Raw genomic sequence first — 15,423 nt, 5'->3', positions numbered from 1 at the left:
ATCATGAGCCTTCCCCGCGCGCTTGGATAGACTGCCGCCATGCCCGCCCCCGCCCGCCTGCGCACCGCCCGACCCGCCGACCTGCCGGGGCTGCTGGCGCTGGAGGCCCGCTTCCCCGGCGACCGCCTTTCCGCCCGCCAGTTCCGCCATCACCTGGGCAACCCGCGGGCGCGCCTGCGCGTGGCCGTCGCCGGCGGTGCCGTGCTTGGTTACCACCTGGTCCTGCTGCGCCGGGGAAGCGGCCTGGCGCGGCTGTATTCGATCGCCGTGGACGAGGCCGCCCGGGGCCAGGGCCTGGGCCGGCGCCTGCTGGCCGACGCCGAGGCCCAGGCCCGCGCCGCCGGCTGCCGCGGCCTGCGCCTGGAGGTTCGCCAGGACAATGCCGCCGCCAATGCGCTTTACACGGCCGCCGGCTACCGGCCCCTGGCCGCCCTGCCGGGCTACTACGACGATGGCGCCCCCGGCTGGCGCTATGGCCGCGACTGGGCCCCGGCATGACTTCAGGCCTACGGCTCCTTAACGGGGCGCCGTGTTAGCGTCGAAGGTCGTTTCAACTACCGGGGACTTCCATGCGCTTTACCGCCCTAGCCTGGCTTGTCGCCGGCGCCCTTTCCGTGAACGCCTCCGCCGCCGAGCCTGCCGACATGAACAACGACCCATACCTGTGGCTCGAGGACGTCGAGGGCGAAAAGGCCCTGGACTGGGTCCGCGCCCGCAATGCCGTGTCCGAAAAGCAGCTGGCCGGGGATCCCGGCTTCGAACAGGTGCGCCAGGACCTGCTGGACATCCTCGATTCCGACGCCCGCATTCCCTACGTGTCCAAGCGCGGCGAGTACTACTACAACTTCTGGCGCGACAAGCTCAATCCGCAGGGCATCTGGCGCCGCACCACGCTGGCCGAATACCGCAAGGAAGACCCGAAGTGGGAAGTCCTGCTCGACATCGACGCCCTGGGCAAGGCCGAAGGCGTGAACTGGGTCTGGGGCGGCTCCGACTGCCTGCGCCCGGACTACGACCGCTGCCTGGTCAACCTTTCCCGCGGCGGCGCCGACGCCACAGTCACCCGTGAATTCGACGTCTCGGAGAAGGCCTTCGTCGAAGGCGGCTTCAGCCGCCCCGAGGCCAAGGGCAGCGTCGGCTGGATCGACGCCGACACCGTTTACGTCAGCACCGACTTCGGCGATGGCTCGATGACCGATTCGGGCTACCCGCGCGTGGTGAAGGAATGGAAGCGCGGCACGCTGATGTCCGAGGCCAGCGTGGTGTACGAAGGCGAAAAGACCGACATCGCGGTCGGCGCCTACCACGACGACACGCCCGGCTGGGAGCGCGACTTCGTCTATCGCGGCCTGACCTTCTACACCAACGAACTTTACCTGCGCAAAGACGGCGGCGAACTCGCCAAGCTCGACCTTCCCGACGGCTCCCAGAAGGGCGTTTTCCGCGAATGGCTGACCGTTGAACTACGCCAGCCCTGGGAAATCGCCGGCACCACGCATCCGGCCGGTTCGCTGCTGGCGATCAACTTCGATGAATTCATGAAGGGCAGCCGCGACTTCGAAGTCGTGTTCGCCCCGACCCAGAACAGCTCGCTGGCCAGCTCGGGCGCCACCAAGGACTACTACTTCATCAACGTCCTTGAAGACGTCAAGAACCGCATCTACGTGCTGACCCCGGGCAAGGACGGCTGGAAGCGCGAGCCGCTGGTGGGCGCGCCGGAGTTCGGTACCGTCAGCATCGGCGCGGTCGATCCGGACGAATCGAACGAATACTTCATGACCGTCGCCGACTACCTGACCCCGACCTCGCTGCTGATGGGCGAGATCGGCAAGCAGCCGGAAGTCCTGAAGCAGCTGCCGGCTTACTTCGACGCCGAGCCCTACCGCATCGAGCAGCACTTCGCCGCGAGCAAGGATGGCACCAAGGTTCCGTACTTCATGGTTTCGCGCAAGGACATCACGCTCGACGGCGACAACCCGACCCTGCTTTACGGTTACGGCGGCTTCGAGGTTTCCCTTACCCCGAACTATTCGGCCGGCGTCGGCAAGAACTGGCTGTCGCAGGGTGGCGTGTACGTGGTCGCCAACATCCGCGGCGGCGGCGAATACGGCCCGCGCTGGCACCAGGCGGCGCTGCGCGAGAACCGCAACAAGGCCTACGAAGACTTCGCGGCCGTGGCCCGGGACCTGATCGATCGCAAGGTCACCAAGCCGGCCCGCCTGGGCATCCAGGGCGGCAGCAACGGCGGCCTGCTGACGGGCAACATGATGGTGATGTACCCGGAGCTGTTCGGCGCCGTGGTCAGCCAGGTGCCGCTGCTGGACATGTACCGCTACGACAAGCTGCTGGCCGGCGCCTCCTGGGTGGCTGAATACGGCGACCCGGACGTGCCCTCGGACTGGGCGTTCCTGCGCAAGTATTCGCCCTACCAGAACGTGAAGAAGGGCGTTGATTACCCGCCGGTGCTGTTCACCACCTCCACCCGCGACGATCGCGTGCACCCCGGCCACGCCCGCAAGATGACCGCCCGCATGCTCGAGCAGGGCCACGACGTCACTTATTACGAAAACATCGAAGGTGGCCACGGCGGCGCCGCCAACAACGCCCAGTCGGCCTACATGGGCGCGCTGGCCTACACCTTCCTCAAGCAGCAGCTGTTCGGCGACAAATAACCGCGGCCAGGCCTGCGCTCCCGCGTCGGGAGCGCAGGCCCGGTCACGCGCTTACCAGCCCGCCTGCTGGAGCAGCAGTTCGGTCTTGGGATCGGCGGGTTTGGCGACCAGGCCGCCGCGGGGGTTCAGCGACACCTCGTAGGTGGCCCCGTCGATCATCGGCAGGTAGGCGGCGCTGCCCCAGCGGGCGTCCGCCACCGGCAGGCCGGCCAGCCAGCGCTGGCGGAATTCCCAGAAGTCCCAGCCTTCGCGCAGGTCGTGCACGCTGCGCTGGGCCACCAGCTCCTGCTTGGGGTCGCCGTAGCGGCCCGACAGGCGTTCGAAGCGGTAGACCGGGCGCATGCCGGCCAGTTGGCCGGGCAGGGTCCAGCGGATCACCCGCGCGTCGAGCTGCCATTCGTCGCCCAGGATCTCGAACTGGCGATCCGGCTGGCCCGGGCGCACCAGGGTGGCCTCGAAGCGCTGGCTGCCCAGCTGGCGCAGGCTGATCGTCGCCACCGGCACGTCGGCCGTCAGCCAGTGGTACTGGCGCAGCAAACCACCCAGGCCGGCCAGGAGCAGGGCCACCAGCAGCGCGAATGCGCCCAGGGCCCGGCCCAGGCCGCCCCGGCTGCCACGGCGGGTGCGGCGCGGCCGCATCCACGGCAGCAGGCCCAGCAGGGCCAGCAGGCCGGCGGCCAGCAACAACCAGTTCGAAAGCGACATCGCGCACTCCATTCGCCCAGGTCCTGCCGCGGACTATACTCGCCGCATGAAAACCGCCCGCTTAATGTTGCTGTTGCTCAGCCTCGTCCTGGTCGCCGCCTGCGGCAACAAGGGCGACCTGGTCCGTCCCGCTGCCACCGGGGCCGCCGCCGCGCCATGACCGGCGCCGCAAGCCTGCGCTTTTCCAAGATGCACGGGGCCGGCAACGATTTCGTCGTGCTCGACCTGCGCGGCGGTCTTCCGGCGCCGACCCCGGCGCTGGCCCGGGCCCTGGGCGATCGCCACACCGGCGTTGGTTTCGACCAGCTGCTCACCATCGAAGACCCCGCCCAGGCCGGCGCCGTGGCCCGCTATCGGATCTGGAACGCCGACGGGTCGGCCGCGCAGCAGTGCGGCAACGGCGCCCGCTGCGTCGCCGCCTGGCTGCAGCGCGACGGGGTGGCCAGCGAATCGATGTTCGTGCTTGAAGCCCCGCCGGGCCCGGTCGCGGTGCAGTCCCTGGGCGAGGGGCGCTACGCGCTGGCCCTGGGCGTGCCGCGTTTCGAACCCGCCGACCTGCCGTTCCGCGCCGAAGCGGCGCAGGACAGCTACCGGTTCACGTTGGGCGGCCAGGACGTGGTCTTTGGCATCGCCTCGATGGGCAACCCGCACGCGGTGGTCGAAGTGCCCGACGTGGACGCCGCCGACGTCGCGGGCCTCGGTCCCGCACTGCAGGCGCGCGCTGAATTTCCCGAGGGCGTGAACGTCGGCTTCGCCCAGGTGCTGGCACCCGACCGCATCCGCCTGCGCGTGTTCGAGCGCGGCGCCGGCGAAACCCTGGCCTGCGGCAGCGGCGCCTGTGCCGCCGTGGCCGTCCTGGCGCGGCGTGGCCGTATTGGCCGCCACGTGTTCGTCGAGCTGCCCGGCGGCACCCTTGAAATCACCTGGCCCGGCGATCAGTCGCCGGTCACCATGGCCGGACCCACCGCCTTCGTGTTCGAAGGCGACTTCCTGCTGGAGCAAGTCGAATGATCGAAGAAAAGAACGAGCGCCTGGGCGCCCACGAAGTCGCCGCCTTCCTGCGCCGGCATCCGAAGTTCCTGGGCCAGTTCCCGGACCTGGCCGTGTCGCTGCTGGTGCCCAAGGAAGAGGGGCAGGCGGCGTCGCTGGCCAGCTACCAGCTCGACGTGCTGCGCGACAAGAACCGCGAACTCACCCGGCGCCTGAACGAGCTGTTCGCCAACGCCCAGGAAAACGAGCGCCTGGCCGTGCGCACCCACCAGCTGTCGCTGGCGCTGATGCGCGCCCGCGGCAAGGCCGAGACCCTGCGCACGATGGTCGCGGTGCTGGGCGAAGACTTCCGCGGCGAAGACGTGCGCGTGGTGCTGTTCGAGGCCGTCGACGGCCTGCAGGCCGACTGGCTGCAGGTCATCCCGGAAAAGGACGCCGCGCTCAAGCCCTTCCGCGACTTCCTCGCCAGCGACGAGCCGCTGACCGGCCGCCTCAACCAGGACAAGCTGGCCCTGCTGTTCGGCGACGACCAGGCCCGCGCGGCCTCCGCGGTGCTGCTGGCGCTGCCGGGTTTTGGCCTGCTGGCGGTCGGCAGTTCCGACCCCAACCGCTTCTTCCCGGGCATGGGCACGCTGTTCCTGCGCCTGATGGCCGAATCGCTGGTGACGGCGCTGGGTCGCCCGCCCGCCGACTGACATGGCCCCCGACGCGCCGCTGCAGCCCGAGATCGACGCCTTCCTGGCCTGGCTCGCGGTCGAGCGGCGCATGTCGAAACACACGCTCGGCGCCTACCGCCTCGACCTGGCCGACCTGTCGGCCTGGATGCGCGACAACGGCATCACGTCCTGGGCCGGCCTGCGCCAGGAAGCCCTGCGTGGCTACGTGGCGGGTGCGCACCGGCGCGGGCTGTCGGGCAAGAGCCTGCAGCGCCGGCTTTCGGCGGTGCGCAGCCTCTACCGCTTCCTCAACCGCGAACACGGCACCCAGCTCAATCCCGCGCTGGGGCTGCGCGCGCCGAAGTCGCCGCGCAAGCTGCCGCAGGTGCTCGACCCCGACGAAGCCTCGCGCCTGGTCGAAGTGTCCACCGATGGCCCGCTGGGCCTGCGCGACCGGGCGATGCTTGAGCTGTTCTATTCCTCGGGCCTGCGCCTGTCCGAACTGTGCGGCCTGCACTGGGGCGGCCTGGACCTGGCCGATGGCCTGGTGACGGTGCTGGGCAAGGGCGAAAAAAGCCGCGTCGTGCCGGTCGGCAGTCACGCCCGCAAGGCGCTGGCCGAATGGAAAACGGCCTCGGCGCCGGACTCACCCGCGTCGCCGGTGTTCCCCGGCCGCCAGGGCGGGCCGATCAGTCCGCGCACGGTGCAGGTGCGGCTGCGCGCGCTGGCGATGCAGCAGGGCCTGTTCAAGCGCGTGCACCCGCACCTGCTGCGGCACAGCTTCGCCAGCCATGTGCTGGAATCGAGCGGCGACCTGCGCGGCGTCCAGGAACTGCTGGGCCACGCCGACATCGCCACCACCCAGGTCTATACCCACCTCGACTACCAGCACCTGGCCAAGGTCTACGACGCCGCCCACCCCCGCGCCCGCCGCAAGAAGGACGGTTGAAGGCGCCCGGAACCGCCCCCAACTGATGCCTGTCCCCCCACGGAACCGCCCATGGATCCCACCGTCTTCCACGCCACCACCATCCTTTCGGTCCGCCGCGGCGACCGCGTCGTCGTCGCCGGCGACGGCCAGGTCACCCTGGGCAATACCGTCATGAAGGCCAATGCCCGCAAGGTCCGCAAGCTGGCCGGCGGCAAGGTGGTCGCCGGCTTCGCCGGCGCCGCCGCCGACGCCTTCACGCTGTTTGAAATCTTCGAAGGCAAGCTTGACCAGAATGGTGGCCAGCTGGTGCGCGCCGCGGTCGAGATGGCCAAGGAATGGCGCACCGACCGCCGCCTGGGCAAGCTCGAGGCGCTGCTGGCGGTGGCCGACAAGGACACGTCGCTGGTGATTTCCGGCAACGGCGACGTCATCGAACCCGAGGACGGCATCGTGGCGATTGGGTCCGGCGGCCCCTTCGCGCTGGCGGCGGCGCGGGCGCTGTACGAGCACACCGAGCTCGACGCCCGCGCCATCGCACAAGCCGCGCTCGACGTCGCCGGCGACATCTGCATCTACACCAACCGCAACATCGTGATCGAGGAGCTGTGATGTCGGAGCTGACCCCCCGCGAGATCGTCGGCGAACTCGACCGCTACATCATCGGCCAGGCCGGCGCCAAGCGCGCCGTCGCCATCGCCCTGCGCAACCGCTGGCGGCGCATGCAGCTCGAGCCGGCCATGCGCGACGAGGTGATGCCCAAGAACATCCTGATGATCGGTCCCACCGGCGTCGGCAAGACCGAAATCGCCCGCCGCCTGGCGGCGCTGGCCAACGCGCCGTTCGTGAAGGTCGAGGCCACGCGCTTCACCGAGGTCGGCTACGTCGGCAAGGACGTCGAGCAGATCATCCGCGACCTGGCCGACATGGCGGTGAAGATGTTCCGCGAACAGGCCAAGCAGCGCGTGCACACCCAGGCCGAGGAACGCGCCGAAGACCGCATCCTCGACGCCCTGCTGCCCAAGCGCCGCGGCCCGGGCTTCGCCATCGAGGTCAACTCCGAAGGCGAGAACGAAACCCGCAACAAGCTGCGCCGGCAGCTGCGCCAGCGCGAGCTCGACGAGCGCGAGATCGAACTCGAACTGCAGCCGCCGATGGGCGCCGGCATGGACATCATGACCCCGCCGGGCATGGAGGAAATGGGCCAGCAGCTGCGCCAGATGTTCCAGTCCATGGGTGGCGCCAAGGCCCAGAAGCGCACGCTGGCGGTCAAGGCGGCGCTGCCGATGCTCGTCGAGGAAGAGGCCGGCAAGCTGGTCAACGAAGACGAAGTCCGCGCCCAGGCCATCACCGCCTGCGAACAGAACGGCATCGTCTTCATCGACGAGATCGACAAGGTCGCCAAGCGCCAGGACGTGCAGGGCGGCGACGTCAGCCGCGAAGGCGTGCAGCGCGACCTGCTGCCCCTGGTCGAAGGTTCGACCGTCAGCACCAAGTACGGTTCGATCAAGACCGACCACATCCTGTTCATCGCCTCGGGCGCCTTCCACGTGGCCAAGCCGTCCGACCTGATCCCGGAGCTGCAGGGCCGCTTCCCGATCCGCGTCGAGCTGGGCGCCCTGAGCCGCGACGACTTCAAGCGCATCCTCACCGAACCCAAGAATGCGCTGGTGCGCCAGTACATGGCGCTGCTGGCCACCGAGGGCGTGAACATCGGCTTCGATGAAAGCGCCGTCGACCGCCTGGCCGAAATCGCCTTCCTGATCAACGAACGCCAGGAAAACATCGGTGCCCGCCGCCTGCACACCGTGCTGGAAAAGCTGCTGGAAAAACTCAGCTTCGAAGCCCCCGACAAGGGCGGCCTGTCGCTGATGGTGGACAAGGCCATGGTCGACGAACAATTGGGCGACGCCGTCCAGGACCCCGACCTGAGCCGCTACATCCTCTGAAACCGGGGTCAGAGTCGAGTTTTCAATGCGAGGCGGGCCAATGACTGTCAGGTTTCCAGCGCAGGCGGTGTCTACCGCTTCAAGTGACCCTGGAACCCGACATGCCCGCCGTTTCCGCAGTCTCCAACCCGGCCGCCAACCGGCCGGCGCCGCGCCCCCGGCCGGTGCCTGAGCCCCGGCCGGCCGTGGCCCGCGCCGACGCCCCCCGCATCGAGGACGTGCTGCGCGAGCACGGCCCGATGCTGGCGCGCATCGCCGGCAGCTACGAAGCCGAACCCGCGCGCCGCGACGACCTTTTGCAGGAAATCAGCCTGGCCGTCTGGAAGGCGCTGCCGGCCTGGCGCGGCGACGCCTCCCTGCGCACCTTCGCCGCCCGGGTGGCGCACAACCGCGCCCTGGACCACCTGGCGAAGGAAAAACGCGCCCAGGGCGACGAACTGCACGACGAACACCCGGACCCAGTCGCCAACCCCTTCCGCCACGCCGAAGCCCACCAGCAGCGCAGCGACCTCGTCGCCGCCGTGCGCCGCCTGCCGCTGGGCCAGCGCCAGGTGGTGGTGCTGGCGCTGGAAGGGTTCTCGCAGCGAGAAATCGCCGACAGCCTGGGCCTGGAAGAAAACACGGTGACGCAGCGCCTTTCCCGCGCGCGCCGCCAATTGAACGAATGGCTGGGAGCCGGCGCATGAACGCAAACAAGGACTGGGACGCGCTGTCCGCCACCTGGCAGCAGCAGGACGCGCCGGCCATCGACGTCGAGGCGCTGCGCCGCGAAGCCAGCCGTCGGGGCCGCACCCTGCGCCGCACGGTCTGGCTGGAAACCGGGTTCACCGCCCTGGTCGTGCTGCTCTGTGTGCTGGTGGCGCTGGCGCCGGACAGCGATGGCTTCGAACGCGGCCTGTTCGGCGTCCTGGCGCTGCTGATGACGGCCTACCAGGCCTACATGGTCTGGCTGCGTCGCCGCGAGTGGAGCGAGGCCGGGCTCGACGCCACGGCCCTGCTGGACCTGGAACTGCGCCGCTGCGAAACCACCCTGTATTACTGGCGCTTCGGCATGTGGAGCGTGCTGGTGCTGTGGCTCGGGCTGTATGGCTTCTGGCTCTGGCTGTTGTCCCAGGACGGTGACCCCGGCCGCGCCGCGGGCCTGGTCGGCGGCCTGTACATCAACGTGCTGGTGATCCCGGCCATGGGCCTCTACGGCCTGTGGCGCAGCCGGCAGGCCCGCCAGCGCCGCGAACGCCTGCTCGCCCTGCGCGACCAGGCACGCGCACCCTAGAATGGCGCGATGAACCCGCCGCGCCCCACCGACATCGTGCTGCACAAGGCCTCGCACCTGCTCGAGGTCGCCTTCGACGACGGCCGCCGCTTCCGGCTGCCCTGCGAGTACCTGCGGGTCGAATCCCCCAGCGCCGAAGTCCAGGGCCACGGCCCCGGCCAGAAGGTGCTGGTGGCCGGAAAGCGCAACGTCAACATCCGCGCCATCGAACCGATCGGCCACTACGCCGTGCTGCTGCGCTTCGACGACGGCCACGAAAGCGGCCTCTACAGCTGGCGCCTGCTCGCCACCCTGGGCGAAGAACAGGACACGCGCTGGCCCGCCTACCTGGCCGCCCTGGAAGCCGCCGGCCTGTCGCGCTAAAGCAGCTCCAGCAGGCGCTCGGCCGGCCGGCCGATGACCGCGCGATCCCCCACTTCCAGCACCGGCCGTTCGATCAGTTTCGGATGCGCCGCCAGCAGCGCCGCCCATTCCGCCGCCGGGCGCTGGTCGCTTGCGGACAGCCCCAGGGCCTTCGCTTCGTCTTCCTTGAACCGCACCAGCTGCCGCGGGTCGCCGCCCAGCTTGGCCAGCAAGGCTTCGACCCCGGCCGGGGAGGGCGGCTGCCCCAGGTAATCGACCACCTCCGCCGCCACGCCCCGCTCCTGCAGCAGTTTCATGGCCTCGCGCGACTTGCTGCACCGCGGGTTATGCCAAATCCGAACCATCACACCCTCCTGAAAATGGGGTCAGAGAACATTAACGATTAAATCAGGTGCTTTAATCGTTAATGTTCTCTGACCCCATTTATACTGGGCGCATGGACGAGAAGAGCGGCGAGCAGACCACCCACTTCGGCTTTCGCGACGTGCCGGTGGGCGAAAAGAAGAAGCTGGTCGGGCAGGTCTTCAGCTCGGTCGCGCGCCAGTACGACCTGATGAACGACCTGATGTCCCTGGGCATCCACCGGGTCTGGAAGCGTTATTTCGTCGGCACCTCCGGGGTGAAGCGCGGCGATCGCGTGCTCGACCTGGCGGGTGGCACCGGCGACATCGCCGCCCTGCTGCACGAACGCGTCGGCGACACCGGCAGCGTGGTGCTGGGCGACATCAACGCACAAATGCTGGGCGTCGGCCGCGACCGCCTCACCGACCGCGGCCTGGTGCGCGGGCTGGAGTACGTGCAGCTCAACGCCGAAGCGCTGCCCTTCCCCGACGCCAGCTTCGACCTGGTCACGATTGCCTTCGGCCTGCGCAACGTCACCGAGAAGGCCAACGCGCTGAAGGAAATGCACCGCGTCCTGAAGGTCGGTGGCCGCGCCCTGGTGCTGGAGTTCTCGCAGGTGAAGCCGGAATGGTTCCGCCCGGTCTACGACTTCCATTCCTTCCAGGTGCTGCCGCGCCTGGGCAAGCTGTTCGCCAACGACGCCGACAGCTACCAGTACCTGGCCGAGTCCATCCGCAAGCACCCGCCGCAGGACGAACTCAAGGCCATGATGGAAACCGCCGGCTTCGGCCGCTGCGACTACCGCAACCTCAGCGCCGGCATCTGCGCCATCCACTCGGGCTACAAACTCTAGTCCGCGCGCACCCGCCAGGCTTCGGTCAGCGAAATCAGCCCCTGCCGGGCCAGGTTCACCGCCGCCTGGGTTAGCGGCACCATGCCTTCCTCCAGCGCCGTCGCGTGGATCTTGTCGGCTTCCGCGCCCGGCACGATCAGCGACTGGATGCGCGGCGTGATCACCATGAATTCGTACACCGCCCGGCGCTTGAACATGCCCAGGCCCTCGCAGTGCGAACAGCCGCGGCCGGCGTGGAAGACCTCTTCCGGCCCCACGCCCAGGCTTTCGCGGATATGCGGATCCACGTCCTCCACGTCCTTGCAGTGGGTGCAGGTCAGGCGCACCAGCCGCTGCGACATCACCGCCAGCAGCGAGGCGCGCAGCAGGTAGGCTTCCACGCCCAGGTCCAGCAGGCGGGTCACCGTCGTCGCGGCGGTGTTGGTGTGCAGCGTGGACAGCAGCAGGTGGCCGGTGAGCGCGCTTTCCACGGCGATGGCGGCGGTTTCGTGGTCGCGGATCTCGCCGACCATGATCACGTCCGGGTCGTGGCGCAGGAAGTTGCGCATCGCGCTGGCGAAGGTGAACTGCGCCGCGCGGTTGACCTGCATCTGCTGGATCTCGTCGATGTAGAACTCGACCGGGTCCTCGATGGTCAGGATATTGATGCGCTGCTTGCGCAGTTCCAGCAGCATCGCGTACAGGGTCGTCGACTTGCCGCAGCCGGTCGGCCCGGTGGTCAGGAACATGCCGTGGCTTCGCCCCATCACGTCTTCGATGCGGCGGCGGTCGTCGTCGGTCAGGCCCAACTGGTCCAGGTCCCACAGGCTTTCGTTGGTGTCGAGCAGGCGGATCACCACGCTTTCGCCATACACCGCCGGCAGCACCGAAATGCGCAGGTCCACTTCGCGGCCGTCGTCGAGCGTGAAGGTCGTGCGGCCGTCCTGGGGTTTGCGGTGTTCGGCCAGGTTCATCGAACCCAGCACCTTCACGCGGCTGGTGACGGCCGGGTGCAGGCTGCGCATCAGCCGGCGCACGGGCACCATTTCGTCGTCGATGCGGTAAAGCACGTCGGTGCCGTTCTCGCCAGGGCGCAGGTGGATGTCGGACGCGCGCCGGGCCACCGCGTCGGCGATCAGGCCGTGCACGATGCGCACCACCGGCTTTTCCCGGGACAGGCGCTGGGCCTCCTGTTCGCTGGTTTCCACGGCGGTGCCGGTGGGGTCCACGCCCAGCTGCCGGGCGATGTCCTGGTCCTCGACCCGGTCGTAGTGGCGGGCGATGGCCTCGCGGATCTCGCGCGGCGTCGCCAGCAGGGCGTGCACGCGCTGGCGCGACAGGAAATCCAGGGTGCTCAGGGCTTCATTGTTGCCCGGGTCCTCCATCGCCACCGCGACGCTGCCGCCGCGCACCAGCAGCGGCACCGCGCGCAGGCTGCGGGCCACTTCCGGGCGGATCAGGCGGGTGGCGGCCTGGTCGGGTGCCAGGTTCTCCAGGCGCACCAGGGGCACGCCCAGGGCCCGGGCCTTGTGGAAATGGGCCTCGGTGGTGTCGTCGCCCAGGGCCAGCCAGTCGTCGGGCTCCAGGCCCCCATCGTCGTGGTTCCACGGCGACCCGGTGGGCGAGGACTCCAGCCACTGGGCCAGCGCCCCGGGTTCGGTGATCAGGGTCGGGCTGCGCGGCGGGGCGGGGGTGGACATGGGCGGGCTCGGCAGGGGTCTGGACCCAGTATGCCGCGCCTCCCGGGAGGCTGGTTTGTCCCAGATCACGTTTGCCACCTGGGCCGGGAACCGGGTCCCGCCTGCGATAGAATCGGACGGTCCCGCCGTACGGAAACGCCCATGCGCCGCCTCAGCCTGATCCTTGCCCTGCTGCTGTCCCAGCCAGCCCTTGCCCAGGCGCCCGCCCAGGCCCCGGCCGAAGACGATCGCCGCAGCGATGAACATTCCTACGCCCAGCCCGACAAGGTGCGCATAGCGAACCTGGGGCTGGACCTGGCCGTTGATTTCGCCGACCGCCAGCTAGAAGGCCACGCCACGCTGGGCCTGGAGTGGGTGGACGAAGCGGCCCGCGAGCTGGTGCTCGACACCCGCGACCTGGCCATCGAACGCATCGAGGGCCGCAACGGCAGCCGCAAGTGGCGCGAACTCGAATTCGCCCTGGCCGAAGAAGACGAACGATTCGGCAGCAAGCTCACCATCACCCTGCCGCGCCAGTACGAACAGGTGCGCATCCACTACGCCACCTCGCCCGACGCCTCCGGCCTGCAGTGGCTGGCGCCCAGCATGACCTCGGGCGGCAGGACGCCGTTCATGTTCAGCCAGTCCCAGGCCATCCACGCCCGCAGCTGGGTGCCGCTGCAGGACACCCCGTCGGTGCGCTTCACCTACACCGCGCGCATCCGCACCCCGGCCGACGTGATGGCGCTGATGAGCGCCGACAACGACCCGCAGGCCGAGCGCGACGGCGACTACACCTTCACCATGCCCCAGGCCATCCCCAGCTACCTGATGGCGATCGCCGCCGGCGACCTGGTGTTCAAGCCCATCTCCGAACGCGCCGGCGTCTGGGCCGAACCGCAGGTCATCGACCGCGCGGTGAAGGAGTTCGAAGACACCGAGCGCATGATCCAGGTCACCGAGTCGCTGTACGGTCCCTACCGCTGGGGCCGGTACGACCTGCTGATCCTGCCGCCGTCGTTCCCGTTCGGCGGCATGGAAAACCCGCGTCTTAGCTTCATCACGCCGACCGTCATCGTCGGCGACAAGTCGCTGGTGTCGCTGATCGCGCACGAGCTGGCGCATTCGTGGTCGGGCAACCTGGTCACCAATGCCACCTGGAAGGACATGTGGCTCAACGAAGGCTTCACCAGCTACGTCGAGAACCGCATCGTCGAGGAACTGTTCGGCAAGGCCCGCGCCGACATGGAGTACACCATCAGCCGCAATGGCCTGCGCGAAGAGTTGAAGGAAGTGCCCGAGGCGCAGCAGGTGCTGATGCTGCCCGCGCGCGCTGGCTCCGACCCGGAAGAAGCGCTGGGCGCGGTGGCCTACGACAAGGGTGCCTGGTTCCTGCAGTTCCTTGAACAGCGTTTCGGTCGTGAAAACTTCGACGCCTTCCTGCGCGCCTGGTTCGACCAGCACGCCTTCCAGTCGGCCACCAGCGAACAGTTCCTGGCCTTCCTTGAAAGCGAGCTGATGGTCAAGCAGCCCGAAGCCGTCACCCGCGAGGAAGTGATGGCCTGGATGACCGCGCCCGGCATCCCCGAATTCGCGCCCCGCATCGACTCCCCGCGATTCGCCGCCGTCGACGCCGCGCGCGCCAGCTGGCTGGAAAGCCGCGAAGCCGCCCGCGACCTGCCCACGGCCGAGTGGACGACGCAGGAGTGGGTGTACTTCCTGGAAGGCATGCCAGAGTCGCTGGAGCCGGCGCAGATGGTCGAACTCGACCAGGCCTTCCGCTTCACCGGCACGTCCAACGGCGAACTGGCCCAGCGCTGGTACCCGCTGTCCGAGCGCAGCCAGTATTTCGAGGCGCGGCCGGCGATGTCGCTGTTCCTGCGCAAGATCGGCCGCCGCAAGCTGATCATGCCCACCTACGAAGCCCTGGTCGCCAGTGAAGAAGGCCTGGCCTTCGCCACGCAGGTTTACGAAATGTCCAAGGCCGGCTACCACCCGATCACCCGCGGGTCGGTGGAGTCGGTGCTGGCCAAGGCGCGCGACGCCGCGGACGCAGGAACCCAATGACGGCCGACCGCCCGGCCAGCTCGCGCAACAAGCTGCTGCTGGCCGGCGCCCTGGGCGTCACCATTGGCGCGCTGGGGCTTGCCGCCAGCGCGCCCGAACGCCTGCTGCAGGCCGAGTTCGCGCGCCAGCGCTGGCTGGCCGGTGCCGACCCGCTGGATTTCGAGGTGGCCGGCCACCGCTGGGCCAGCGTCGCGGCCGGCCCGCGCGATGCGCCGCTGCTGGTGCTGGTGCACGGCTTCACCGGCAGTAAGGAAAACTGGCTGCCGCTGATGCGCGAACTTTCGCGCACGCATCGCGTCATCGCGGTGGACCTGCCCGGCTGGGGCGAAAGCGACCGCCTGGCCGGCGCCGACTACGGCCCGGTTGCGCAGGCCGCGCGCCTGGCGGCCTTCATCAAGGCGCTGCCGCAGGCGCCGGAGTTGGTGGTGGGGCATTCCATGGGCGGGCAGATCGTCGGCCTGCTGGCATCGCGTCACCCGGAGGCTGCGCCGCGCATCGTGCTGATGTCTTCGGCCGGCGTGCGCTATGACGAAAACGCCTTCGCCAACGCCGTGCTGGCGGGCGACAACCCCTTTCAGGTGACCAACCGCGCCGAGCTCAAGCGTTACCTGGGCATCGTTTTCGCCGACCCGCCGTTCGTGCCCTGGCCGGCCAGCGAAGCCCTGGTGCGCCGCCGCCGCGCGGATGCCGATTTCGAACAGCGCGTGCTCGACGGCATCGGCCGCGGCCCGGACGCGTTCGCGCTGGAAGCCGAGCTGGGCAACATCAGCGCGCCGACACTCCTGCTGTGGTGCCGCGAAGACAAGGTGATCGACATCAGCGCCGCCGAGGTCTTCGCCCGCGGCCTGCCGGAAAGCCGCACCGTCATCCTCAGCGGCTGCGGCCACATGCCCATGATGGCCCAGCCCCGCCAGGTCGCCGAAGCCCTCACCGCCTTCGTGCAATAAATGGGGTCAGAGAACATTCT

General features: G+C 69.1%; 17 protein-coding genes. 14 read left to right on the top strand and 3 right to left on the bottom strand.

What is annotated here, in order from left to right:
* The first annotated feature begins 39 nt into the window (after positions 1–39).
* Both IEX13_RS08365 and IEX13_RS08360 read left to right on the top strand, forming a co-directional pair.
* Positions 40–498 (top strand): GNAT family N-acetyltransferase, encoded by a 459-nt coding sequence (locus IEX13_RS08365; protein WP_188663155.1) that lies wholly within the window; start codon positions 40–42, stop codon positions 496–498.
* Between the two features lie 71 nt (positions 499–569).
* Positions 570–2,672, top strand: coding sequence for a prolyl oligopeptidase family serine peptidase (locus tag IEX13_RS08360; RefSeq protein WP_188663153.1), 2,103 nt, complete (start codon positions 570–572; stop codon positions 2,670–2,672).
* 51 nt (positions 2,673–2,723) lie between these two features.
* Here the strand turns inward: IEX13_RS08360 and IEX13_RS08355 are convergent, their stop codons facing one another.
* Positions 2,724–3,377: a hypothetical protein gene (locus IEX13_RS08355; RefSeq protein ID WP_188663151.1), complete on the bottom strand. Its 654-nt coding sequence runs from the start codon at positions 3,375–3,377 to the stop codon at positions 2,724–2,726.
* Positions 3,378–3,423: 46 nt separating this feature from the next.
* Between IEX13_RS08355 and lptM the strand changes: the two genes are divergently transcribed.
* The 9 genes from lptM (at position 3,424) to IEX13_RS08310 (ending at position 9,536) form a co-directional block, all read left to right on the top strand.
* Complete coding sequence (lptM, locus tag IEX13_RS08350; protein ID WP_188663149.1) at positions 3,424–3,537, top strand: LPS translocon maturation chaperone LptM; 114 nt, start codon at positions 3,424–3,426, stop codon at positions 3,535–3,537.
* Positions 3,534–4,388, top strand: a complete 855-nt coding sequence (gene dapF / locus IEX13_RS08345; RefSeq protein WP_188663148.1) for a diaminopimelate epimerase — start codon at positions 3,534–3,536, stop codon at positions 4,386–4,388. Before lptM ends, dapF begins: the two co-directional genes overlap by 4 nt.
* A complete protein-coding gene (locus IEX13_RS08340; protein ID WP_425489089.1) occupies positions 4,385–5,062 on the top strand; it encodes a DUF484 family protein in 678 nt (225 codons plus the stop codon). Before dapF ends, IEX13_RS08340 begins: the two co-directional genes overlap by 4 nt.
* A gap of 1 nt (position 5,063) precedes the next feature.
* Positions 5,064–5,972, top strand: coding sequence for a tyrosine recombinase XerC (xerC, locus tag IEX13_RS08335; protein ID WP_188663146.1), 909 nt, complete (start codon positions 5,064–5,066; stop codon positions 5,970–5,972).
* A 51-nt stretch (positions 5,973–6,023) separates the two neighbouring features.
* Entirely contained in the window at positions 6,024–6,563 is a 540-nt protein-coding gene (gene hslV, locus IEX13_RS08330) for an ATP-dependent protease subunit HslV (protein ID WP_188663144.1), read from the top strand.
* A complete protein-coding gene (hslU, locus tag IEX13_RS08325) occupies positions 6,563–7,900 on the top strand; it encodes an ATP-dependent protease ATPase subunit HslU (protein WP_188663142.1) in 1,338 nt (445 codons plus the stop codon). Before hslV ends, hslU begins: the two co-directional genes overlap by 1 nt.
* Positions 7,901–8,001: 101 nt before the next feature.
* Positions 8,002–8,586: an RNA polymerase sigma factor gene (locus IEX13_RS08320; protein WP_188663140.1), complete on the top strand. Its 585-nt coding sequence runs from the start codon at positions 8,002–8,004 to the stop codon at positions 8,584–8,586.
* Positions 8,583–9,173, top strand: a complete 591-nt coding sequence (locus IEX13_RS08315) for a hypothetical protein (protein WP_188663138.1) — start codon at positions 8,583–8,585, stop codon at positions 9,171–9,173. Before IEX13_RS08320 ends, IEX13_RS08315 begins: the two co-directional genes overlap by 4 nt.
* Positions 9,174–9,182: 9 nt before the next feature.
* Positions 9,183–9,536, top strand: coding sequence for a gamma-butyrobetaine hydroxylase family protein (locus IEX13_RS08310; RefSeq protein ID WP_188663137.1), 354 nt, complete (start codon positions 9,183–9,185; stop codon positions 9,534–9,536).
* Here the strand turns inward: IEX13_RS08310 and arsC are convergent.
* Positions 9,533–9,880, bottom strand: a complete 348-nt coding sequence (arsC, locus tag IEX13_RS08305; protein WP_188663135.1) for an arsenate reductase (glutaredoxin) — start codon at positions 9,878–9,880, stop codon at positions 9,533–9,535. The genes IEX13_RS08310 and arsC overlap by 4 nt on opposite strands.
* Positions 9,881–9,972: 92 nt before the next feature.
* Here arsC and ubiE point away from each other — a divergent pair, with 92 nt between their 5' ends.
* Positions 9,973–10,731: a bifunctional demethylmenaquinone methyltransferase/2-methoxy-6-polyprenyl-1,4-benzoquinol methylase UbiE gene (ubiE, locus tag IEX13_RS08300; RefSeq protein WP_188663133.1), complete on the top strand. Its 759-nt coding sequence runs from the start codon at positions 9,973–9,975 to the stop codon at positions 10,729–10,731.
* Here ubiE and IEX13_RS08295 read toward each other — a convergent pair.
* On the bottom strand, positions 10,728–12,410 hold the full coding sequence (locus IEX13_RS08295) for a GspE/PulE family protein (protein WP_188663131.1): 1,683 nt from the start codon (positions 12,408–12,410) through the stop codon (positions 10,728–10,730). The genes ubiE and IEX13_RS08295 overlap by 4 nt on opposite strands.
* Before the next feature lie 141 nt (positions 12,411–12,551).
* On the opposite strand from IEX13_RS08295, the gene IEX13_RS08290 reads away from it, so the two are divergent.
* A complete protein-coding gene (locus IEX13_RS08290; RefSeq protein ID WP_188663129.1) occupies positions 12,552–14,456 on the top strand; it encodes a M1 family metallopeptidase in 1,905 nt (634 codons plus the stop codon).
* Complete coding sequence (locus tag IEX13_RS08285) at positions 14,453–15,403, top strand: alpha/beta fold hydrolase (protein WP_188663127.1); 951 nt, start codon at positions 14,453–14,455, stop codon at positions 15,401–15,403. Before IEX13_RS08290 ends, IEX13_RS08285 begins: the two co-directional genes overlap by 4 nt.
* Positions 15,404–15,423: the final 20 nt, after the last annotated feature.

It is taken from the genome of Arenimonas soli (genome assembly GCF_014643775.1).
Lineage (GTDB): Bacteria > Pseudomonadota > Gammaproteobacteria > Xanthomonadales > Xanthomonadaceae > Arenimonas > Arenimonas soli.
This window is presented reverse-complemented; position numbering and strand designations above follow the sequence as displayed.

Bases quoted from the DNA above. Each gene is read 5' to 3' on its own strand.
- IEX13_RS08310 (WP_188663137.1), top strand. From the start codon at position 9,183: ATGAACCCGCCGCGCCCCACCGACATCGTGCTGCACAAGGCCTCGCAC.
- xerC (WP_188663146.1), top strand. From the start codon at position 5,064: ATGGCCCCCGACGCGCCGCTGCAGCCCGAGATCGACGCCTTCCTGGCC.
- IEX13_RS08295 (WP_188663131.1), bottom strand. From the start codon at position 12,410: ATGTCCACCCCCGCCCCGCCGCGCAGCCCGACCCTGATCACCGAACCC.
- IEX13_RS08360 (WP_188663153.1), top strand. From the start codon at position 570: ATGCGCTTTACCGCCCTAGCCTGGCTTGTCGCCGGCGCCCTTTCCGTG.
- arsC (WP_188663135.1), bottom strand. From the start codon at position 9,880: ATGGTTCGGATTTGGCATAACCCGCGGTGCAGCAAGTCGCGCGAGGCC.
- ubiE (WP_188663133.1), top strand. From the start codon at position 9,973: ATGGACGAGAAGAGCGGCGAGCAGACCACCCACTTCGGCTTTCGCGAC.
- IEX13_RS08365 (WP_188663155.1), top strand. From the start codon at position 40: ATGCCCGCCCCCGCCCGCCTGCGCACCGCCCGACCCGCCGACCTGCCG.
- IEX13_RS08340 (WP_425489089.1), top strand. From the start codon at position 4,385: ATGATCGAAGAAAAGAACGAGCGCCTGGGCGCCCACGAAGTCGCCGCC.
- IEX13_RS08355 (WP_188663151.1), bottom strand. From the start codon at position 3,377: ATGTCGCTTTCGAACTGGTTGTTGCTGGCCGCCGGCCTGCTGGCCCTG.
- IEX13_RS08320 (WP_188663140.1), top strand. From the start codon at position 8,002: ATGCCCGCCGTTTCCGCAGTCTCCAACCCGGCCGCCAACCGGCCGGCG.
- IEX13_RS08290 (WP_188663129.1), top strand. From the start codon at position 12,552: ATGCGCCGCCTCAGCCTGATCCTTGCCCTGCTGCTGTCCCAGCCAGCC.
- hslU (WP_188663142.1), top strand. From the start codon at position 6,563: ATGTCGGAGCTGACCCCCCGCGAGATCGTCGGCGAACTCGACCGCTAC.
- IEX13_RS08315 (WP_188663138.1), top strand. From the start codon at position 8,583: ATGAACGCAAACAAGGACTGGGACGCGCTGTCCGCCACCTGGCAGCAG.
- hslV (WP_188663144.1), top strand. From the start codon at position 6,024: ATGGATCCCACCGTCTTCCACGCCACCACCATCCTTTCGGTCCGCCGC.
- IEX13_RS08285 (WP_188663127.1), top strand. From the start codon at position 14,453: ATGACGGCCGACCGCCCGGCCAGCTCGCGCAACAAGCTGCTGCTGGCC.
- lptM (WP_188663149.1), top strand. From the start codon at position 3,424: ATGAAAACCGCCCGCTTAATGTTGCTGTTGCTCAGCCTCGTCCTGGTC.
- dapF (WP_188663148.1), top strand. From the start codon at position 3,534: ATGACCGGCGCCGCAAGCCTGCGCTTTTCCAAGATGCACGGGGCCGGC.